Raw genomic sequence first — 21,337 nt, forward strand, 5'->3', positions numbered from 1 at the left:
TTAAACAGTGATCACCGACATAAAAGTACTCCAATTATTAGATCCTTTTAATCCTTGCTCTTTAAATATGGATATCTGATTCTAAAAAATAGTGGAAGCTATTATTATGGGTAATTTCTAAAAGTTGCATAGTAATTGAATTTAATCTCTAATGCAAATGCTATTTTCCTATTTCAGGCTAAACAACTTGCTTATCGCCAAATCCTAATGGCATTAGCCTTTGTTTTTCTTATACTCTCTACCTTAGTTTATACATTCTAAACATACAAAAAAGCTTGCAGAGAAAAGCGTCTTTCTTTCTCTGCAAGCAGCCAAAGATCTGTTTCCTCGTTCTTTTTTCTTGCTTTTTAACAGAATCCGTTGTTTTTCACAACATCAGTATCTATAACTTACTTTCCTTTAAAAATAGGTTTTCTTTTCTCAACGAATGAATCTACGCCTTCTTTAAAGTCTTCAGTTGTGCGCAGGAGGCCGTATGCTTTTCCTTCTATCTTCAGACCAGCACTAAGCGGGCTCTCTTCTGAGGCATTCAACACCTCTTTTGCAACACGCTGGGCAAGCGGAGAAAATCGTACAAGCTCCTCTACTAGTGAATCCACTGTTTGTTGAAGATCTTCTTTTGACACTACTTGTGTTAAAAGACCCCATTGATATGCTTCATCTGCAGGAATTTTTCTTGCACGCATAATCATGTCTTTCGCTCTTGTCAAACCAACGATCTTTGCAATTCGCTGCGTGCCACCGCTCCCCGGAATCATTCCGAGATTCATTTCTGGAAGGGCAAGAAGTGTATCTTCTGCAGCGATTCTGAAATCGCAAGCCATCGCAAGTTCAAGTCCTACACCGAACGTATACCCTTGGAGCTGGGCAATGACTGGTTTTGGTGACTGCTCAGGAGCTGCTACGTTCTCAGCCAAATGGGAGAGCTTTTCTTGATGTGTCGCCATAAATTCCGGAATGCTTCCCCCTGCACTGAAGCATACATCTCCTTCACCTTTAAGAATGATGACCCTAACTTGATCGTCTTTATTTAAGGCTTCAAATATTTCTTTCAACTGATCTCTGCCAAGCATGCTAATGTAATTCATTTTTTCCGGACGATCCAATACAATAGTAGCTGTTTGTTTTTCTGCATTTTTCTCTACGCGAATATGGTCATAGGTTTGTTCCAATACAGTCATCTTTTATTCCCCTTTACTATTTTAAGATGAAATCGCTGTTTTTTTATTTTCAATCGTTTTCTCGATTGCTTTAACGATACCGTCATACCCCGTGCATCGGCATAAGTGTCCTGAAAGCATTTCTTTTATTTCTTTTGTAGATGGATTTGGATTTTTTTCAAGATAATCTTCAGTAGACATTAAGATTCCAGCTGTACAAAACCCACATTGCAGACCGTGACATTCAATGAAGTTTTTCTGCAAATCTGTTAACTTTCCATTTTCTGTTAACCCTTCAACTGTTTTTATTTCCTGCCCGTCAGCTTGGACCGCAAACATGAGACATCCCCTCATTGCTGCACCCATTCACATTTACGGTACAAGCACCGCAAACACCGTGTTCACATCCAACATGTGTACCTGTCAGTCCGCACACATCTCGAATAAAATCGGTTAACAACATTCGAGAGTCCACTTCTTCTTGATAAACTTTTCCGTTAATTGTTACTTCTACTTGGTGTCGTCCCATTTCACTACCTCCTTGCTCTTTCATAGGCTTGAGTTAACGTACGCTTCGTTAGCACTTTAGCAAGATGTGTTCGATATTCTGCTGAGGCATGAAGATCTGACTCTGGCTCAACAGCAAATTCAACACTTTCAACAACTTTATCTAATAAAGAATCAGACAGTGTTTCCCCTACCATGATGTCTTCTGCATCCTCAATTAATAAAGGAATCGCTTCAACCCCTCCAAGGGCTAATCTCACTGAAGAAATTTCGTCTTGATCATCAACTGTCATAATACAGGAAGCTGCAACTAGCGCGAAGTCTCCATGCCGTCTTGCAATCTCTTGAAATGAATAACCGTTCCTGCCTTTAATGATTGGTATATGCACAGCTGTTAAGATTTCTGTCGGCATAATATCTGTCGTCAAATAGGTAACGAAGAGATCTTCTGCATCAACACTTCGAACCTCATCCATTGAAGCAATTTGTACTGAACCGTTCAATGTTAGCAATGCAAGTGGGAGTTCAGCACTTGGATCAGCATGCACAATGCTTCCACCGAAAGTCCCTCGGTTCCTTGTTTGCACGTGTCCAATTTGGGAAATGGCTTCTGTTAACAAACCACAGGCATTTGCGACGATCTCAGACTTTTCTACTGTACTTTGTCTTGTCAACGTACCAATTTTAAGGATATTATCTTCATTTTTTATATAATTAAGTTCACTTAAGCCATTAATATCAATCAAGTACTTTGGTGCTGCAAGGCGCATATTCATGATCGGCACTAAACTTTGCCCGCCAGCAATGATTTTTCCATCATCACCGGTTTCTTCTAATAGACTTAATGCTTCACTAAGTGTTGTAGGTTTATAGTATTCAAACTTTGCAGGTTTCATTTTTCCCCTCCCCTTCTGTTTTACCTCTTAATGATTTAGTCCAATTTTTGTTTAAGATGTTGTCACTTTATCTTTTGCATCACTAAGTAATTTCCAGATGCGATTAGGACTTAATGGTAAATCGTCAATCATTATATCTAAATGTGCTAAAGCATCATTTACTGCATTAGAAATCGCTACTGGAGCACTCATCGTATTTCCTTCTCCCAATCCTTTTGCACCTAACGGAGTAAGAGGGGACGGCGACTCAGTATGTTTTATCGTTACACGTGGAATTTCCGGTGCAGTTGGACATAAGTAATCCATAAAAGACCCCGTTAAGAACTGCCCATTTTTGTCATAGGCTAGTTCCTCGTATAAAGCGCCACCTAAGCCATGTGCCAGACCACCCATAATTTGTCCATCTACAATCAACGGATTTAGAAGCTTTCCAGCATCATGAACGGTAAAATAATCAATGATTTTTACTTCAGCTGTATCTGGATCAATTTCAACTGTAACCATATCAGCAACAAATCCGTATGTGACAGAGGAATTGATTAGATCGTTTTCATCAGGCGGCTCTGCAACTTCAGCAGTATAATAGTAAGTTTCATAGATTCCCGGCTCCATTCCTTTAGGCAAAGAAAGTGGATGCCAATGCGCAAGGCCTGCTGCACGTTTTAATGGAAACTTTTTATCTGGATTATCTTTAACAAAAATGAGACCATTGTCTAGATCAAGCTCTGAAACGTCTACACCAAGTTGATTTGCTGTAATATTAAATAGTTTTTGACGTACTTTATGTGCAGCATAATAAACAGCACTAGATCCTAGTGAAGCAAAACGACTTGAGTAGCTTCCAGAAGCAATTGACCATGCACTCGTCGATGTATCAAGTTCTGCGACAACATTAATTTGTTCTATCGGAATGGCCAAAACTTCAGATACAATTTGTGCCGTAACAGTTTCATGTCCTTGACCTGATGGTGTAGTGCTAATCCTTACATTAACACTTCCTAATGGATCCATTGAAATGGTAGCAGCTTCAGCACATCCCGATTTTGGCAATGAATTTGCCCTTTCTTCTGGTGTTAATGCAACAGTGATATATCCCATATTTGATCCGGACGGCTCGACGATACAGGCGAGGCCGACACCTAACATTCTTCCATTTTCACGTGCTTCTTCCTGTTTTTTTCTAAATTCTTCATATTTCCCTGTTGAAAGCGCCAGTTCAAACGAATTCACATAATCCCCACTGTCGTAAATACCGCCTGAAGCTGTTTTATATGGAAATTGTGCTTTTCTGATCAAGTTTTTTTGTATAACGTCTCTATGATCCATACCAAGCTCTTTAGCAACTAGTTGCATGATTCGTTCTAACGGGAAGTAAAGCTCCTGTCCTCCATAACCGCGAATTAAGCCAGTAGGCGACTTATTTGTCATCACCGCATACGCATCAATATTTAAATTTGGAATATCGTATGCTCCTGTTGAATTCGCATGGTTACGATATAAACACGCTGGTTCCGGTGCACGAATATAAGCTCCAACATTGTCAATCATTTTCATTCTTAATCCGGTAACCTTGCCATCATTTTTTACGGCTGCTTCAATGTAAGTGACACGATCAGTTCCACTTGCACTTGAAGAAAGATGTTCCTGTCTGTCTTCAATCCACTTGACTGGACAACCGACTAGCTTACTTGTTATTCCACAAAGAACAATGTAAGGGAAAATTCCTGCCTTTATCCCATAACTGCCTCCGATATCTTTTGGAACAATGATTCTTAATTTGTTGCTTGGAATTTGCAATGCTTGAGCCATTATCGCCTGAATTACAAATGGTCCATGAAAATTTGCATTTACTGTATATTGATCGTGAGCAGGGTCATAATTTGCAATTACGCCATAAGTTTCCACAGGAGTAGCTGTATATTTGGGAAACTTGAATTTATGTTTTACGATTCGATCAGCTTCAGTGAAAGCCTTTTCAACTTCACCGTAATGAAATTCACGATGATTGGCGATATTTGAACCAACATTTTCATGTAATATCGGTGCATCATCTTTCATTGATCCTTCAATATCAACAATTGCTTTTAACGATTCATAGGAAACTTGAATTTTTTCAAGAGCATCCTCAGCTGTATAACGGTCCTTAGCCACTACAATGGCAACAGGCTCGCCAACATATCTCACCTTATCAATCGCTAGAGGAAAATACTTAACTGGTGCCGTGACACCAACACTAAACGGCTTTAGAAGACTTTTGATGTCTTGTCCCGTTACAATTCCTTTGACTCCAGGTATTTTTTCTGCTTCGGCTTTGTCAATTGATTTAATATAAGCATGAGGATGCGGGCTTCGTAAAATAGCCGCATGTCCTGTATTTGTTGTTGTACCTAGATCATCTATATATTTTCCTTGACCTGTTAAAAGCCGTTTATCCTCTACTCTCGTCGTAGACTTTCCAATTACCTTTGTCATTTCCTAACCCCCTCTTCTTTAATCAATCGCTGATAATCTTCAAATGTGTCGATATCAGGAATGTTCATCTGGTTCATTTCGGCATAAACAACTTCCTTGTTAAACTTTTGGATTACGAACTTTCCGCCACTATCTCCATCTGTCTCTAAAAGATGTGGAAACATATTTCGTTTAAATAAAACCGGATGTCCTTTCTTATTATTCAAAAAGACAGACTGGACAACGGCTGGTTTATGCTTTAAAAAAGCCTCAACCACTTTGTTAATTGATTTTTCATTTATTTCAGGCTGATCTCCTAAAAGAATAACCGCTGCCTCTACTTGTTTAGGTAACGAATGCAATCCAGCTTTAATAGAGCTTGACATGCCTATATGTGAATCATTATTTATGATGACTTGCTTTACACGTGTAAGTGAAACTTCCTTATACAACCCTTCAACCTTTGGATTTATAACAACGACCACACCATCAAGAACTGAATTTAAAGATTTCTCAATGACAGAACGAATGAGTGTTTTTTCCCGATATGGAAGGAGCATTTTCGGTGTACCCATTCTTCTTGATATTCCTGCAGCTAAAACTATACCCCAGATTTCATTTCTCATATCATCAATAAGCTAACACACTTTTTATTTGATCATCAGCCAAAATGCTTTCACCCTTTGTATGTTTTAAATGTAGAGAATTGCCATCGCGATGAACATTAACCAATTCCGACGCAATACTTAAAGCAATTTCTTCAGGGTGCTTTGCTCCGATATCAATTCCTATAGGACTATAAATCCGATCAAGCTTTAATTCATCAATAGAGTATCTATTCACTATCGGCTGAAGCAGTTGTTTCGTCCTTGTCACTGGCCCAAGAACTCCAATGTAAGGTATGGCAGATTTCAAAAGTGATTCCAATACAATCTGGTCTTGAATAAAATGGTGGCTCATCACAACGGCATATGCATTCTCATTTATAGGGACGTCTGGACTTTCGCCTTTTTGATAGCAAATTAACTCATCAGCTAATGGGAAATTTTTCTCATTCACAAACCCAGGTCGATGATCTATCACTTTTACTTTCCAACCTAAGTTTTTTACTGTCTTGACTAATGGAACAGCATCTGGACCAGCTCCAAATATAAACAGTGATGGTACTGGATCGACATAATCAAAGAATACCTTAGTATTAACATCCACTGTAACAAGCTTAGATTTTCTCTTTTTTAATCTGGAAAGTTGATTTGTTTCTTCTCCAACCTGCTCAAAAGAAATGCATTCCTTTTCAACCGAAAAGATCCACTTTTCACCGATTTTAGATTCATCGCCAGCTTCTGTAACCGTTGCAATTATTTTTGATTTACTTGTTGTAAAAGCTTCTTTCATTAATAAGCATTTTTCAGGATGACTTTTAGGATCATATAATTCGAGAAAAATTTCTATTGCTCCGTTGCAACCTACTCCTAGCCCCCAAATTTGGTCTCCTTCATCTCTGAAATCATAATAGATTTTTTTGGGCTTTTCAGTTTGCAAGACTTCTTTCCCGTGTTCAATGATATCATTTTCAACACAACCCCCGCTTAGCAACCCTATAAGCTCTCCATCCTCAGCAATAAAGCATTTTGCACCTTCTTTCTGGTATGCTGATCCTTCAACGCGAATGACGGTGGCCAGGATGCCTCTTTTCTTCTCTCGAGCACACCTTTCCATCTCATTAATTATTGTTAACACAGCAATCCCTCCTGAAGTTTTAAAATCTTTTCATCGTTGCGATATTCATTTATATTTTTTTCTGTCTGATCTCAGAAAAAATGTTCACGATACTGAGTTGGTGTTTTACCTTCTATTTTTTTAAATGTTGTTGCAAAGTAACTAGAATTAGCAAAACCTGTGTTATTTGCTATGACGTCAATTGGGAGTGAAGTCATTCTTAACATATTTTTTGATTTCTGAACGCGAATCCAAGATAGATATTCAACAAACGTCATCCCTATTTCTTCCTTGAATGATTTACTAAAGTATGATGGACTTAAATAAACTTTATCAGCAATGTTTTTAAGTGTAAGACTTTCGTTATAATGTAACTGAATGTACTGAACAGCACTTTGAATCGGCTTTCTTAAGTCAAAATTGTTGCTTTCTCCATCATGCACTGTCTGATTGATTTCCTTTTTAATCTCTGGTTTTAAAACACGATCCAATGTACTCAAAACCTCGTTTTTAGTAAGCGGTTTCAATAAATAGGCTGAAAAACCTGAATTAATTGCTGAGTGAACCATCTCAAACATTTTCAACCCGGTAATTACAATAATCGATAAATCAGGATAAAGATGCAGAGCGTTTTTCCCAAGAGTGATTCCATCCATATCTGGCAGTGAAACATCTAACAAAAGTGCACTTGGACGGGATTGTTTGAGCATCATCATTGCCCTTTTTGCAGTAGTAGCTTCATAAATACGAAGAAAACTATAGGGGCTGTTTTCAACAATACGACGTATTTCGCTTGTACAGCTAGAGTCTGTATCAACAATTAAGAGTTCAGCCATAGGATCACCCCCTTACTTAAAAATTTTTAATCATATTATGTTGATCTTAATTATAAAAATTATCTAGATATAGCTGTTTTAATTTTTTAAGATATGTATTATAAAAATTTATTATATTTGGATTTAAAATCATTATTTTAAGTATTCACCCTTTCCAGCAACAACTTCCATAGAGATTTCTGCTTCTTACTTATTTTCTTCGGCAAGCTCTAATTTCTTATTACCCATAATACATTTCATTAGTACTTCTGAATTTTATAACACGTATTCAAACTCCCTTTACCTTTCATTAATAATAAAATAATCGATAAACTTTTTTCTATATTCAAAATCTTGTTTTAATCATTAAAATTACTATTTGACAACATACACTTATACCATATTGACTTTTATGCATCAGGAAAAAGGCGAGTAACGGTTAAACAATAAACTGGTCTCATGAAATCCCTCCGTTTATCACAACCTGTTATCCATCATTCCCCTTTGTCTATTTTTCAAAAAAACGTTGTATGAGTGAGAAAAGTAAATAAATATTTAAAACACTTTAAAAAAGCTTTTAATAATTTTCTGTACACATAACAGATAAGTTTATATAGAAGAATTTTTTAATTTTTGTAAAGGGGCCGTCCAATATGTCATGGAAGGAAAAAGCAGTAGGTGAGTTCGGTATATCTACGATAGTAGTTGATCAGGAAGTAACAGCACATAACTTGGGTAACGAGGGTGTCCATGTGTTAGCAACAGCAATTGTAGGGCTAATGGCGGAACCGGCTTTAAACAACGCACTTCTTCCACTAATACCTGAAGGTCACGGTATTGTAGGAGTTCGTCAGCAAACTTACCACCGCGCACCTGCACCAATTGGGACAAATGTAAAAGCTACAGGTAAAATCACCAAAGTTACTAGACACTTTGTATCTTATGAATTTCAAGTAGAGACTGACAAAGGAGAAAGACTAGGTGACGGTGATGGTGAAAGTGCGGTTATAGAAATGGCACGTTTCCAAAGACTGATGCACAATTAAATTAATAATTGGAAGCTATTAGGGATGGCTCAATCGTTGTTTATTTAGTAGGAGAAGTAGGATCGACTCTTTTTGGATTTTATAGATGATTTCATTTATAGTTGGCCTATCTCTTTGCTTATACTGATTGTTGGGGCCATTAATGGATACCAGTAGCAGTAATTATGCCACGCCTCATAAAAGATCCAGTTCTTTACATTAGAAATTGTATGGATAATTATTATAGTCTAGCAATTGCTAGACTATTTACAAAACACTAATAGCTTTTTCTGAATTAAGAAACTTTGTTTGATATTCTTAATAAAACTCATTGCTCTTTCTCCTCCTCCCTTTTATAAGATAGATAAGATCTCAGGATTTTCAAGAATTCAAAAACTATAGATATCCATCGCTCACATCTTAAATATTAAGAGAAATACAAATCAATATTAAAGAAAATGATCCCAGTTTAATACTGAGATCACCTACTAGCAGCATATTCCCTTTTTAGAAAAACGTCTATTATAAAAGATACAGTCAAGGGCCGAATGCTGCTTTTTCAAATATGATTAAGCTATATATATTATGCACTCTTTGCTTTTTCATTTTCTGTAAGCATTTTACTTTTTGCTTTGCGATAGTCCTCTCGATCAAGTAATAATGAAACGACAAATCCTACCAATAGAGCCCAGAAAGCGGCACCAACTGAAAATACGGTTACATTAGAAATAGCTATAAGAAATGCTACCATGGCTCCATTTTTAAATTTCCCGTTGAAAGCTCCGGCAAAAGTGCTTATAAACACTCCAAATATAGCTAGACCGCCAAGCACTGAAAGTAATTGGCCAGGAACAACCGTTGAAACTGCAATAACCATCCCTGCTACTAAGCCAAAACAAATCCAGAGAAATCCATCAAAAGTAGCTGCTACATATCTCAAATTTTTATCCTCACCAGCTGCATCGCTAGAAACCATTGCAGTACTTGGTCCAGCTATAACAGTAGGATGTCCTCCAAAAAGAGAGTTAATGATCGTACCAATACCTGGAAGAGTAAACATCGCATTGATAGGTGGTTTATATCCTGTAGCGTAAAGCACCCCGACAGCTTGCATATTTTGAACACCGATAATAAGTATAATTAAGGGCAACGTGAGTTCTAAGGTTGCTTGAATACTAAAATGAGGTACTACAAATATAGGATGAGTAAATGAAGGTTCTATCGACCCCCAGTTTGTCTGGCCAAGTGCTGTAGCGATTACCCCTCCTATTATCATTGCACCTAGAATAGGTGGGAATTTCTTAGAGAACTTTTTCATTGATAACAAGAGAAAAAATGCTGCAAAGGAACTCCCAGCAACAGCTGGTGCCTCTACCACAGCCTGAATTGCTTTAATACCAAAAGAGAGAAGGACACCAGCAATCATACCTAACATGACAGGTAGAGGAATATACTCTATTACCCTCTTTATCAAACCTGATATTCCAAGAATTGTAACCACTATACCAGCAACAATAGATGCCCCAATTGCCTCTTGAAATGGTATATGATTTAAGGCATTACCTATAAGGATAGCACCAGGTATGGAATAAGCAACCACAATTGGTATACGATAGCGGAGTGACAAGAAAATTGTAGATATTCCGCCAGCTATATAAATAATGCATAACCAGGAGACGGCCTGCTCAACTGAAAGATTCCCTTCTTTAGCTGCATTCATTACAATTAAACCTGGCCCCATAATGCTAAACAACGCAGCAACCAGACCAGTTCCAAGAGCAGCGGGAGTTAAATTACCGAAAAAATCCTTAATATTTTTTCTAACGTCTGTACCTCTTTCGATACCCAAATTGTAAACCTCCTTTTTTATCACTCCATTGGAAAGAAAAAGATTCTTGTTCCTGGTCACACAGAACTAGGTCTAAGGCTAAAAGTCTACCTAAAACATCTGACCATTCCTCCTAGTAACTTTTGACCACAATAAGCTAACATGATAGATCGCGTTACGAGTTTCCAAGGAACAGAATTTAGTCCTTTTGAATCCAGATTGCCAAGCGCCTCCTTAAACCAATGGCGGCGATGACTTTTCCAGAAGATACGCTGCTTTCTTTTACCTACCATTATTCTATGTTTTTAATAATCTTCCAAATTTCAAAACAACATAGAAAGCGTTTTCAAATATCGGTAAGTAAATAGGTATTCCAAAATGAAGTAGAATGAAAAAATGATCCCTAATAACAGAATAATCAATTAGTTTACATTAGCCTTTTAAAATCTTATTTTTCTATTTTTAAATTTTTTCTTATTTCAAACTCTAAACTCTTTGTTCTATAATCTATGTCCTTTATAGGGGTATCGCTGATATCCATGGTAATACATGGATGGACTTACTCCTTCTAGAAAATAATTTCAAGAATTCGGGAAACGTACCCCAAACCTGTAATAATTCATTCAGAATAGATTGCGTGCACAAAATACGACTTTCCGTCACACAAATACCTTTTGCTAATTGCAAGAGGTATTTATGTTCAGAGATAAAGAGAACAGAACAGAATAAAATAATAAATCATTCCTTATATTTTATATATGTAAATTCCATTATCCATTTCCTTTGTACATTCCCCTCTATTTACTAAATATTCTAGATGAGATATTGTTTCACCGATTGCAAATCTCATTTCGTGAGAAGTAAAATTACGGCCAAATATTAGATTGTTAATCTCATAAACAGAACGAGGGGAAACTAGTATTTCGAGTATTTTAGAAAGTCGCTCATAATGATGATTAATTATCTCATCAATTCTTTTATTTGCATTCCAAAATGGCTCACCGTGAGAAGGTATTACAAACTCCGCTTCAAGTTTTTTAAATTTATGAAGTGACTCTAGAAATTTTTCGAGTGGATTTCTTTCACCATGAAAATGATAGGAAATATTTGGTGTTATCTTGGGAAGGATATGATCTGTTGAAAATAAGACACTTTTCTCTTTATTATAAAGACAAATCAATCCGTCAGAATGCCCTGGAGCATTTAATACCTCATATTCATATTTACCAAAATAAAATTTATTGTCTTCTTGTAAAAAATAATCTACTTTAGGATGTGGAGTTACTAGAGGTGTGAATCCTGCCTCATTATTGGCCATTTCATATGCTGTTTCTTTGGGTATCCCGCATTTGTAGTAGTTCTCTCCTAAAGAGTCAATGTTTTTTTCTCCCCAATTTCGTATGGCTGTATTTTTATCAATCTCGGTCATAAATACCTTCGCACCTGTCAGTTCCTGCAGTCTACCAGCAAAGCCGTAATGATCTGGATGATAGTGAGTAATAATGATATTGGCAACTTTTTTGTTTTTAATAATAGGTTTCCATTTGTTGTAAGTTATTGAATTATGGAGTCCTGAATCGATTATTGTCCATCCATCTTCTCCTTTTGCCATAAAACAATTGACATGGTTTAATCTGAAAGGCAAATCAATCGTTACATATGATACTTCTAAACTATCAAGCATACATTTCACCTCTGCACTTTTAATTTTGTCGCTCGGATATTTAATTTCCTCTCTAGTCTTTGGATTAGAGCATTTTTACGTTCCCTATTTTCATTTCTTATTGTTTAATACCTTGCATCAGATCAATTGATATTCATGTTATTATCCTCCACTGACAGGAGGAATCAGCGCAACAATGTCGCCTTCCTTAATTAAATCCTCATCAATCGCATATTCTTCGTTAATTGCGACCATCAAGGGCTGTCTTTGATCCCAACCAAGTTCTTCTTCTACTTTTTCTTTTAATTCTGCAACCGTTAATTCTACCTTATTGATTATCATCTTATCTGTTCCTAACTGTTCTTGCAGATGCGCAAATAATAAAACGGTAATCATTTGTTTTCCTCCATTTCCGGTTTCCCTGAGTTGATCACCGATCCACATATCACCATCTTCCCAATGCTCTTTTTTCCATATAGGAACAATTTGCTTATTGCGTTCAATAGCGTATTCGTTAGCATCATATGCGTCTTTGCGATGTGGAGTTGAAACAGCTATCACGACGGCAATATCAGAAATGTCCAGTTTTCCGATTCGATGGGTAATTGCCGTTTTCGCTTCAGGCCATTTCTCTTTAATTTCCGTCCCAATTTTTTCAAGTGTTTTTACTGCCATCGATAAATACACATGATACTCTAGATACAATGTCCGTTTTCCTTTTGTAATTTCCCGGACAGTCCCAATAAAAGTTGTCACCGCTCCAGCTTCTCTTCTTACGACTTTATCAATCACTTTCTGAACATTGATGGGGTTCGTAATTACTTCATATAATAATTTATCCACTGCGTTTTTCATTCTTTCCATGAGCCATTGTATGCTAGAATTCGGCGAAAATTTATTAACGAATAATCTCACAATCTATCTCCCTAGTTAGAGATACGCTTTGCCTTTTTAAAAAGTTAAAGATTAGAAGTGAGAATAGATGAAATCAGTGAAAGAGTTCCAATTCAAATCAACCTTCTAGAACACCAAATTGCTTTTTCAAGTTTATCCTAAGTAACGGTAATATAACGTTTTGGCTTCTTTTATATCTTTCGTTCCATGAACAAACACCCGACCATCCCGGAAAATAACAATTCTGAAAGATTCAACTGTAAACGATAGCAAATACGGGTTTCGTTCTATTTCCCCTTCATGTGACAGCTGATCCGCAAGCTTTTCCAAGTCATATTGAACTGCTTTAGGCGGCCTGATCTGAACAGTATCCCTTCCGCACAATACTTCTGTTTTCGTTTGATTTTCAAATGAAAGAAACGGATAGGTCGGATAATTGCCACAAGATAAACACGTGTGTTTTTTCATTTTTCCTACCTTAACAGCAGTATACTGGTTTTTCCATAAATCAAAAGACACAAGTGTTTGCCTTAACGATTCTTCGTCTTCTACTAGTATTTTCAGCGCTTCTGACACTTGATAAGCTACAACCATTTGGATAACAGGACTGATAATTCCGACTGTATCACATGTCATTCCTCCAACAGGCACATGTTCAAGCAAGCAATGCAAACACGGCGTTTTTCCTGGTATGATCGTATAGCTCATGCCGAAACTTCCGACACAGGCCCCATAAATCCAAGGAATATTATTCTTTTGAGAAAGGTCATTGAGTACCATTCTTGTATCAAAATTATCCGTTGCATCCAAGATGAGATGAACATCATGCAAAAGCGATTCCAATTTCTCAGATGTGCCATCAATCACATGTGGAATAATTTCAACATGTGAATTTACTTTACTTAAGCGTTCTTTCGCCGCTATTGCTTTTGGTATTTTTCTTTCTGCATCCTCTTCATCGTACAATTGTTGGCGCTGCAGGTTGCTCCACTCTACATAATCGCGGTCCACAATCGTCAGCTTGCCGATTCCAGCACGTACAAGTACTTCTGCGCTGGCTGTTCCCAATGCTCCTGCCCCAACTAATAGCACATGCTTGTCTTTTATCTTTTTCTGACCCTCTTTTCCAATCGGTGAAAAGAGCTCCTGTCTAGAATATCTGTCTTTCACTCTCAGTCCTTCCTTCCTGCACGCCTGTTAATATTTCGGTACATTCATTTAGAAAACAATTTTTATTTTCAACGTTAAAAAGGACTTGATTAAAACTGTTGTTTACAATTTTTATCCCCCAATATAAGACATTTCAATTCGTTCTCGGTTTTTCACTGTCTCTTCTGTACGTTCATCAGAATAACGGTCCTTTCTGTTATTCCATACTTCCGTAACCGCCTTTGCTATCTCTTCGTTTGTTGCATCTGATCTGAGCTTTTCTCTTAAATCAAAGCCTTTTGCTGCAAATAAACAGGTGTACAGTTTTCCTTCCGCTGAAATGCGTGCGCGTGTACAGCTTGAACAAAATGATTCCGAAACAGAGGTGATAAAGCCTACCTCCGTATTTGTACCTACGTAACAGTAACGTTTTGCTACCTCTCCAAAATAACTAGGTTCAATCGGCTCAAGCGGATAAACAGCTTGAATAATATCGTATATTTCCTTTTTGGAAACAACTTGATCAAAATTCCAACCGTTCGTACTCCCAACGTCCATAAATTCAATGAATCGTAAAGTAATCCCCTGCTCCTTAAAATAAGAAACCATTGGAATAATTTCACGGTCATTCATCCCTTTTTTAACTACCATATTTATTTTTACTTCAAGTCCTTCAGTACGTGCAGTTTCAATTCCTTTTAATACTGCTTTTATGCTGACACCGCGTCCATTTATCTTTTTGAATAACTCATCATCGATTGCATCGAGACTAACATTTACCCGCTTTAAGCCCGCCTTTTTAAGGTCAGCAGCGTATTTTACTAAATAAACTCCATTTGTCGTTAAACCAATGTCTTCTATTCCATCAATCTTTAACAGCTTCTGTACTAACACAGGTAAATCTCTTCGTAATAGGGGTTCCCCACCTGTTAAGCGAATTTTCTTTACCCCAAGCTGCACAAAGATTTTTGCCAAACGTTCAATTTCTTCAAACGTAAGAAGATGCTCCTTTGGCAAAAAGGCATAATTCTTATCGAATATTTCAGCAGGCATGCAGTACGAGCACCGGAAATTACAACGATCTGTAACTGAAATACGCAAATCACGCAACGGACGCTTCATTTGATCTTGTATCAATGAATGTTTCATAACTGTCACTCCAATCCAACATTCTCCGGACATGACTTTTTCTTAATGAAGATAAAATAACGCAAAAGGCTCTTTATACTTAAGAGGCTTTTTGAATGATCAATCGTGTTCTTATCATTCTGATTGTTTTTCGTAAAAAGAAATAAAAGCTGGCTTTACTATTTCTTTCCATTGTCACCCATTTAATTTAAACGGGAACTCACCCATAAAAATAAGAAGGAAATGAAAACAGATACTGCCATCCACAACCAAAGCTTATGCATGTCATTAGTTTCATACGCCATATAAATGGCAACAGGAACAGTTTGGGTTCTTCCAGGAAGATTCCCTGCAAACATCAAGGTGGCACCAAACTCACCAAAACTGCGCGTGAAACTTAAAATGATACCTGCTACGAGCTGTTTCAAAGTAAGCGGTACTTCCACTTTCCAAAACACCTTCCACTCGCCTGCTCCATCTACGTAGGCAGCATTTGTGATATCTCGATCTATAGATAAAAATGAATGTTTAGCCGTTTGAAACATCAGCGGAAAGGCTACCACAATCGAAGAGATGACAGCCGCCCACCATGTAAACATAATAGAGAAATTCAGTGTTTTACCTATGAAGCTTGTGTTACCAAAAAAGAGGATTAATATCAGCCCCACTACCGTAGGAGATAGTACCAAAGGAATCATCAGTATGGTCTCTAGTACGATTTTTCCTTTAAATAATTTTCCAGATAACCATTTGCCCGCAAAAACTCCAAAGAGCGCAGTAAAAATGACTGCTACGATTGATACTTTTACGGATAAAAAGACTGGAGACCAAAAGTCCTGCATGACATCCACCTCTCTTTCTCACCTTTTACGATAATTCGATAAGATTTTGGCTTTTCAATATTTGATAGCTCAATAGTTGAAGATTTACTGCTACAACACCCATAGAAGTATAAGCTTCATACTTATATTCTCCTACTAGCTCTAATTTTTCGGACCGTATGATGCCTCTCTTTAACACCTCGAATCTAGTACCTCATCCCAATAAGGCTCAATACCTGCTGGTAGATTCAATTTCCCTTTACTTTCCACCATTCATTCCTCCTTAAAATGCTTTTTTTGCACAGTCCAAAGGAAAGCGGTTACAAAATGTTTGATAAAAAAATAGAAAAAAAGATTATTTAACGTTTTAGGAGGATTTACACTCTCCTTTAATAAAACAATACTCGATAAACTAACTTTCGGTTTTCAAAATCTCGCTTTTCTCATTTTAAAATATTCTTTTTTACAAACATAGAAGCTTTTTATAACAGAAGTCTATTTTCCCTATCTATCCTAGATTTATACAACAGTTTGTTTTTCTTCTACTAATAATAGTCGCTTTTTGATTTCTGCTGAATTTGCATTTTTTTGTGAAACACCAGTTTCCATCGCTGCGTTAGCAACAGCTGCTGCTACATGAGATTCAACTCTGTGTCTAATGGATTAGGAATCACATAATCAGCAAGAAGATTGTCATCTGAAATTAATCCAGCAATTGCATAAACGGCCGCAAACTTCATTTCTTCATTTATTTCCATCGCGTATTCGTCTAAAGCGCCCCCGAAAAATTCCAGGGAATGCCAGTACATTATTGACCTGATTTGAAAAATCAGAGCGACCTGTCCCTACTACTAATGCTTCAGCCTCTTTTGCTTCTTCCGGCATAATTTCCGGAACTGGGTTTTCCATGGTAAAAATGATTGGTTTCTGATTCATGAAAAATACCATTTCTTTCGTGACGGCACCTGCTGCTGATACCCCAACAAACACATCTGCTCCAACAAGAGCATCTGCTAATGTACTTTGTTTTTGTTCTTTATTTTATTTCTACTTTTTCAATAAACATACTTGATTTTATACTTATCAGAATATTGTTAATCATAAAATATATATATAAACTATTTTAAAATTCTTATTCACTTCACTTTCATTATCTTACTTACAATAACTTCCAGTATTTCTCATAATTTATATAAAAACTATCTACCTTCGTAAAATACCTTAGGATCAGTTTAAAGGGTTCTGGTGATTTAGGTTTCATGAAATGCCAGTGTTTTTGCTAACTTACAATCTACTTATTCAAATTAATTACCAGAACCAATTTTGATAAATCCAGTTTATCAAACGTCCAGTTCCAAGTAATTAAACGGCACTAATGCTGCATTTTAAAACTCCCTTAATAAAAATAATCACCGGCATTGGTTGCCGGTGATTATCTCTTCATTACTCTCCTGTAAAAACAGGTTTTCTCTTTTCGACGAACGAATCTACACCTTCTTTAAAGTCTTCTGTTGTACGCAAGAGACCGTATGCTTTTCCTTCTATCTTCAGACCAGCACTAAGCGGGCTTTCTTCTGAGGCATTCAACACTTCTTTTGCGATACGTTGGGCAAGCGGAGAAAATCGAACAAGCTCCTCAACTAGTGAATCCACTGTTTGTTGAAGGTCCTCTTTGGACACTACTTGTGTTAAAAGACCCCATCGATACGCTTCATCAGCCGGAATTTTCCTTGCTCGCATAATCATGTCCTTTGCTCTTGTCAAACCGACAATCTTTGCAATACGCTGAGTGCCGCCGCTCCCAGGAATCATTCCTAGGTTCATTTCTGGGAGGGCAAGCAGTGTATCTTCTGCTGCGATTCTGAAATCACAAGCCATCGCTAGTTCCAGGCCAACACCGAATGTATATCCCTGCAGCTGAGCAATGACTGGTTTTGGTGACTGCTCTGGTGCTGCAACGTTCTCTGCCAAATGGGAAAGCTTTTCTTGGTGTGTTGCCATAAATTCTGGAATGCTTCCCCCTGCACTGAAGCATACATCTCCTTCCCCTTTAATGATAATGACACGAACTTCGTCGTCTTTATTCAACTCTTCAAAGATTTCTTTCAACTGAACTCGGCCAAGCATGCTGATATAATTCATTTTTTCCGGTCGGTCCAATACAATAGTCGCTGTTTGTTTTTCTACATTTTTCTCCACTCGAATATGATCATAGATTTGTTCTGTTACAGTCATTCTTATTTCCCCTTTTCTTTTGTAGATTTTTTATTAGCTAACAGGTTCACTTTGATTGTTAAGTGCCTCAAAATCACCTTCACGTAATTTACGACGCAGGATTTTTCCAACAGGACTTTTTGGAATTCCCTTTACAAAAGTATACTTTCGAGGTCTTTTGAAGTTTGACAAATTGGGATGATTTTTACAAAATTCATCCAGATCTTGTGCTGTAACTGATTCGTCTTTTAAAACAATATAGGCGGATACGATCTGTCCCCAGCGATCATCCGGCTCCCCAATAATGGAAGCTTCCAAAACCTTTGGATGTTGAGTTAGACAATCTTCAACTTCTAATGGATGAATGTTTTCCCCTCCAGAGATAATCATATCGTCAACACGGCCAACAACGAATAAGTCACCATCTTCATCAATAAAACCAATATCCCCTGTAAAATACCAGCCCTCGCGAATCGCCTTATTTGTAGCATCAGGGCGATTCCAATACCCCTTGAAAGCTTCAATGGATTCCAGGTTTGCTATAATTTCACCAACTTCTTCTTTCCCAACAATATCATCAGGAGTAGAATGACCATCTGGATCTGCTTTTACCAGACGAATATTTTGGTGAATACCTGGTTTACCAGCACTACCTGGCTTTTCACTAACATTCGGGCAGATGGTAAACGTATAAATTTCCGTACAGCCGTAATGATTTACAAACAATTTTGGTTTCAGTAAGCTCATACATTGATTTACTAATGTCGTTGTCATTGCTGCACCGGCATAACCGATTTTTTCAAGCTTTGAAAGGTCATACTTGTAAAAATCTGGGTGTGTTAGCGTATCATGATAAAGCGTCGGTACTAAATAAAGGGAAGAAATTCCTTCTTTTTGTACAATTTCAAGTGCCTCACCAGCATCAAAGTCAGATTCTGGCAAAAGAGCAAATTTTCCATTTAAAAAAGCCATTGAGAGCAGCGAACGAACACCCATTGTATGATAAAGCGGCATTACTCCTAATGTACTTTCCCCCAACTGATACTGGTTTTGGACGATATGTGCCATTGCTGAGGCGTATTCATTCCTATGAGTTCGTGGTACACCCTTTGGACGTCCTGTTGTTCCTGATGTGTAAAGCATGATTGAAATATCATTTTCATCTAAACTTGGCTTTTGATAGCTTCTTGGGCTTCTGTCTACTAGTTCAGGATAAGAAATATCTACACCATTGTAATTCTCAACACCAATCAAGATTGGCCTTTCAGAAAAGTTCGAACCTAACACAGCATTTTGACTTGATAATTCATAGACGACCGCTTTCGCTTCAGCATCGTTTACACAATACTCGACCTCTTTAGTAGATAAGCGGTGATTTATTGGAGTATAGATCGCACCGATCTTTTGTAATGCCCAGTAAACCATAACATTCTCATGTCTGTTCTTTAAGATTACTACAACACGGTCCTGCTTTTGAATGCCTAGACGCTGCAAAGAAGCAGCTACTTTTTCTACTTCATTTTGCAATTGGACATAAGTATAAGATTTTGGTCCTTGAACTAGAGCGATATGGTTTGGATAGCGCTCAACCGCAAAATCCAATAATGTACCTAAATTCATAAAAAATCTCTCCCTTCTCCCCTTTATTGATTAATTATTTAATTAACTGTGTACGTTTGCTTCTTTTTTTAATTCTTTCCCAAATTTACTAAAGAAGTCTTTAATGACCAACTTGGCTACGCCACCTAGCATTCGTTGACCGACCATCGCAACTTTTCCTCCCACTTCTGCTTCAAAGGTGTAATGAAGAACAGTTGTGTTTTCATCTACTGATTCAAGGTTAATATCTGCGACAGCCTCAATACTTCCAGGACCGCCCTCACCTTTTACGATCATTCGATAAGATTTAGGTTTATCAATATTTGCTAATTCAATAGTTGAAGAGTAGTCACCCTTCACTGCTGCAACACCCATAGAAATATCAGCTTCATACTTATTTTCTTCTACTAGCTCTAATTTTTTGCACCCCATAATGCATCTTTTAAGCACCTCGGAATCTAATAACACATCCCAAGACTGTTCAATACCTGCTGGCAAATTCAACTTCCCTTTACCTTCCATCGTTAACTCCTCCTATTCTATCTTTAAATAATTTTCTAAATTTAAAAAACTTTTAAGAAAGCGGTTACAAACATTAATGAAAAAAAGTTAAAAAAGAGTATTAAATATTTATGGAGTGTTTAGGTTGATCTCACCTTCTATTAATAACATAATAATCGATAAACTTACTTTCTGTTTTCAAAATCTTGTTTTAATCATTTAAAATATTTCTTATTATTTCAAACATTGAATGTTTTTGACCAGATCTGTTTTCTTTTCGTTATACTAGATTTATAAATAACAGGATGTATTTTCTTATATTAATGAATAGTCACTTTTTGAATACCACCTTTTAACGAAGATTAGACGTGCGAATCCTTATCGAAAAATGGGTAAAGCACCCAAGAACACCGTACATGCCATAGCTTACTAAACCTTGAGTTTAATCAAAAAAAACCAGGTAAAGTGTTATTGGCGGATATTACGTATCTTTATTACGGAAAGGGACGAAAAGTTATCTTGTGTGAAAGATAGGGCAACACGAGAAATGGTTGCCTATCATCTATCCAGTTCTTTAGATATTGTCTATAAAACATTGATTAAGTTGAAAGAAGCTATAGGTGAACAGTTTCACCCTGATGTCATTTTCATTCTGGCTAGGTTTTCATTACACCCATCCTCTCTTTCAAGAGAAGATCAAAAAATTAAAGTTAATACTATCATGTGTCGGAAAGGAAACTGTTGGGATACCGCTCCAATAGAATCTTTCTTTAATCATCTTAAATGATCATAAATCATGTGAGAACCTAAAGGAATTACAGAAAAAAGCAGACGTATATATTTACAATTGTAATTATGAGAGATACCAATGGAAATTAAAAAATGACCCCGGTTGAATACCTGGGATCACCTTCTAGTAGCAAGTTCCTGTTTATTAAACTGTCCATTTTAAAGGATACAGTCCAGG

General features: G+C 37.0%; 19 protein-coding genes and 2 pseudogenes. 2 read left to right on the forward strand and 19 right to left on the reverse strand.

Annotation, left to right across the window (positions count from 1 at the left end; genetic code table 11):
* Positions 1–389: 389 nt before the first annotated feature.
* From QF028_RS00430 to QF028_RS00465, 8 genes are all read right to left on the reverse strand, one after another.
* Positions 390–1,181 carry an enoyl-CoA hydratase/isomerase family protein gene (locus QF028_RS00430; RefSeq protein WP_429463262.1) on the reverse strand — a complete coding sequence of 264 codons (792 nt, stop codon included), beginning with the start codon at positions 1,179–1,181 and terminating at the stop codon, positions 390–392.
* 21 nt (positions 1,182–1,202) lie between these two features.
* Positions 1,203–1,499: a (2Fe-2S)-binding protein gene (locus QF028_RS00435; RefSeq protein ID WP_429463264.1), complete on the reverse strand. Its 297-nt coding sequence runs from the start codon at positions 1,497–1,499 to the stop codon at positions 1,203–1,205.
* Positions 1,480–1,689: a 2Fe-2S iron-sulfur cluster-binding protein gene (locus tag QF028_RS00440; RefSeq protein WP_429463266.1), complete on the reverse strand. Its 210-nt coding sequence runs from the start codon at positions 1,687–1,689 to the stop codon at positions 1,480–1,482. Before QF028_RS00440 ends, QF028_RS00435 begins: the two co-directional genes overlap by 20 nt.
* A 4-nt stretch (positions 1,690–1,693) precedes the next feature.
* A complete protein-coding gene (locus QF028_RS00445; RefSeq protein ID WP_429463267.1) occupies positions 1,694–2,563 on the reverse strand; it encodes an FAD binding domain-containing protein in 870 nt (289 codons plus the stop codon).
* A gap of 51 nt (positions 2,564–2,614) precedes the next feature.
* Positions 2,615–5,035, reverse strand: coding sequence for a xanthine dehydrogenase family protein molybdopterin-binding subunit (locus tag QF028_RS00450; RefSeq protein WP_429463269.1), 2,421 nt, complete (start codon positions 5,033–5,035; stop codon positions 2,615–2,617).
* Positions 5,032–5,640 (reverse strand): nucleotidyltransferase family protein, encoded by a 609-nt coding sequence (locus QF028_RS00455; protein WP_429463271.1) that lies wholly within the window; start codon positions 5,638–5,640, stop codon positions 5,032–5,034. Before QF028_RS00455 ends, QF028_RS00450 begins: the two co-directional genes overlap by 4 nt.
* Before the next feature lie 4 nt (positions 5,641–5,644).
* A complete protein-coding gene (locus QF028_RS00460) occupies positions 5,645–6,754 on the reverse strand; it encodes an XdhC family protein (RefSeq protein WP_429463273.1) in 1,110 nt (369 codons plus the stop codon).
* A gap of 71 nt (positions 6,755–6,825) precedes the next feature.
* Positions 6,826–7,569 (reverse strand): response regulator transcription factor, encoded by a 744-nt coding sequence (locus QF028_RS00465; protein ID WP_429463274.1) that lies wholly within the window; start codon positions 7,567–7,569, stop codon positions 6,826–6,828.
* A 632-nt stretch (positions 7,570–8,201) separates the two neighbouring features.
* On the opposite strand from QF028_RS00465, the gene QF028_RS00470 reads away from it, so the two are divergent.
* Positions 8,202–8,594: a thioesterase family protein gene (locus tag QF028_RS00470; RefSeq protein WP_429463276.1), complete on the forward strand. Its 393-nt coding sequence runs from the start codon at positions 8,202–8,204 to the stop codon at positions 8,592–8,594.
* Between the two features lie 562 nt (positions 8,595–9,156).
* On the opposite strand, the gene QF028_RS00475 is transcribed toward QF028_RS00470, so the two are convergent.
* The 11 genes and pseudogenes from QF028_RS00475 to QF028_RS00525 form a co-directional block, all read right to left on the reverse strand.
* On the reverse strand, positions 9,157–10,422 hold the full coding sequence (locus QF028_RS00475) for a benzoate/H(+) symporter BenE family transporter (protein ID WP_429463278.1): 1,266 nt from the start codon (positions 10,420–10,422) through the stop codon (positions 9,157–9,159).
* Positions 10,423–11,146: 724 nt separating this feature from the next.
* A complete protein-coding gene (locus QF028_RS00480) occupies positions 11,147–12,085 on the reverse strand; it encodes an MBL fold metallo-hydrolase (RefSeq protein WP_429463281.1) in 939 nt (312 codons plus the stop codon).
* A gap of 141 nt (positions 12,086–12,226) precedes the next feature.
* Complete coding sequence (moaD, locus tag QF028_RS00485; RefSeq protein WP_429463720.1) at positions 12,227–12,460, reverse strand: molybdopterin converting factor subunit 1; 234 nt, start codon at positions 12,458–12,460, stop codon at positions 12,227–12,229.
* An 18-nt stretch (positions 12,461–12,478) separates the two neighbouring features.
* Positions 12,479–12,919 (reverse strand): annotated as a pseudogene (locus QF028_RS00490) (molybdenum cofactor biosynthesis protein MoaE); the annotation flags it as partial.
* Positions 12,920–13,111: 192 nt separating this feature from the next.
* Complete coding sequence (locus QF028_RS00495; RefSeq protein WP_429463283.1) at positions 13,112–14,128, reverse strand: thiazole biosynthesis adenylyltransferase ThiF; 1,017 nt, start codon at positions 14,126–14,128, stop codon at positions 13,112–13,114.
* Between the two features lie 111 nt (positions 14,129–14,239).
* Complete coding sequence (moaA, locus tag QF028_RS00500) at positions 14,240–15,256, reverse strand: GTP 3',8-cyclase MoaA (RefSeq protein ID WP_429463285.1); 1,017 nt, start codon at positions 15,254–15,256, stop codon at positions 14,240–14,242.
* A 182-nt stretch (positions 15,257–15,438) separates the two neighbouring features.
* Entirely contained in the window at positions 15,439–16,077 is a 639-nt protein-coding gene (modB, locus tag QF028_RS00505) for a molybdate ABC transporter permease subunit (RefSeq protein WP_429463287.1), read from the reverse strand.
* Between the two features lie 498 nt (positions 16,078–16,575).
* Positions 16,576–17,097 (reverse strand): annotated as a pseudogene (locus QF028_RS00510) (malic enzyme-like NAD(P)-binding protein); the annotation flags it as partial.
* Positions 17,098–17,499: 402 nt separating this feature from the next.
* The gene (locus QF028_RS00515; protein ID WP_429463288.1) at positions 17,500–18,291 is read right to left on the reverse strand and encodes an enoyl-CoA hydratase/isomerase family protein; all 792 of its coding nucleotides are present in this window, start codon (positions 18,289–18,291) and stop codon (positions 17,500–17,502) included.
* A gap of 33 nt (positions 18,292–18,324) precedes the next feature.
* Positions 18,325–19,890 carry a class I adenylate-forming enzyme family protein gene (locus QF028_RS00520; protein ID WP_429463290.1) on the reverse strand — a complete coding sequence of 522 codons (1,566 nt, stop codon included), beginning with the start codon at positions 19,888–19,890 and terminating at the stop codon, positions 18,325–18,327.
* Between the two features lie 42 nt (positions 19,891–19,932).
* Complete coding sequence (locus QF028_RS00525; protein ID WP_429463292.1) at positions 19,933–20,391, reverse strand: SRPBCC family protein; 459 nt, start codon at positions 20,389–20,391, stop codon at positions 19,933–19,935.
* Between the two features lie 755 nt (positions 20,392–21,146).
* Here QF028_RS00525 and QF028_RS00530 point away from each other — a divergent pair.
* Positions 21,147–21,266: an IS3 family transposase gene (locus QF028_RS00530; RefSeq protein WP_429463722.1), complete on the forward strand. Its 120-nt coding sequence runs from the start codon at positions 21,147–21,149 to the stop codon at positions 21,264–21,266.
* The last annotated feature ends 71 nt before the right edge of the window (positions 21,267–21,337 follow it).

This window comes from Neobacillus sp. B4I6, from assembly GCF_050434045.1.
In the GTDB taxonomy this organism is placed as follows: Bacteria; Bacillota; Bacilli; order Bacillales; family Cytobacillaceae; genus Neobacillus.

Bases quoted from the DNA above. Each gene is read 5' to 3' on its own strand.
- QF028_RS00430 (WP_429463262.1), bottom strand. From the start codon at position 1,181: ATGACTGTATTGGAACAAACCTATGACCATATTCGCGTAGAGAAAAAT.
- QF028_RS00435 (WP_429463264.1), bottom strand. From the start codon at position 1,499: ATGTTTGCGGTCCAAGCTGACGGGCAGGAAATAAAAACAGTTGAAGGG.
- QF028_RS00440 (WP_429463266.1), bottom strand. From the start codon at position 1,689: ATGGGACGACACCAAGTAGAAGTAACAATTAACGGAAAAGTTTATCAA.
- QF028_RS00445 (WP_429463267.1), bottom strand. From the start codon at position 2,563: ATGAAACCTGCAAAGTTTGAATACTATAAACCTACAACACTTAGTGAA.
- QF028_RS00450 (WP_429463269.1), bottom strand. From the start codon at position 5,035: ATGACAAAGGTAATTGGAAAGTCTACGACGAGAGTAGAGGATAAACGG.
- QF028_RS00455 (WP_429463271.1), bottom strand. From the start codon at position 5,640: ATGAGAAATGAAATCTGGGGTATAGTTTTAGCTGCAGGAATATCAAGA.
- QF028_RS00465 (WP_429463274.1), bottom strand. From the start codon at position 7,569: ATGGCTGAACTCTTAATTGTTGATACAGACTCTAGCTGTACAAGCGAA.
- QF028_RS00470 (WP_429463276.1), top strand. From the start codon at position 8,202: ATGTCATGGAAGGAAAAAGCAGTAGGTGAGTTCGGTATATCTACGATA.
- QF028_RS00480 (WP_429463281.1), bottom strand. From the start codon at position 12,085: ATGCTTGATAGTTTAGAAGTATCATATGTAACGATTGATTTGCCTTTC.
- moaD (WP_429463720.1), bottom strand. From the start codon at position 12,460: ATGATTACCGTTTTATTATTTGCGCATCTGCAAGAACAGTTAGGAACA.
- moaA (WP_429463285.1), bottom strand. From the start codon at position 15,256: ATGAAACATTCATTGATACAAGATCAAATGAAGCGTCCGTTGCGTGAT.
- modB (WP_429463287.1), bottom strand. From the start codon at position 16,077: ATGCAGGACTTTTGGTCTCCAGTCTTTTTATCCGTAAAAGTATCAATC.
- QF028_RS00515 (WP_429463288.1), bottom strand. From the start codon at position 18,291: ATGACTGTAACAGAACAAATCTATGATCATATTCGAGTGGAGAAAAAT.
- QF028_RS00520 (WP_429463290.1), bottom strand. From the start codon at position 19,890: ATGAATTTAGGTACATTATTGGATTTTGCGGTTGAGCGCTATCCAAAC.
- QF028_RS00525 (WP_429463292.1), bottom strand. From the start codon at position 20,391: ATGGAAGGTAAAGGGAAGTTGAATTTGCCAGCAGGTATTGAACAGTCT.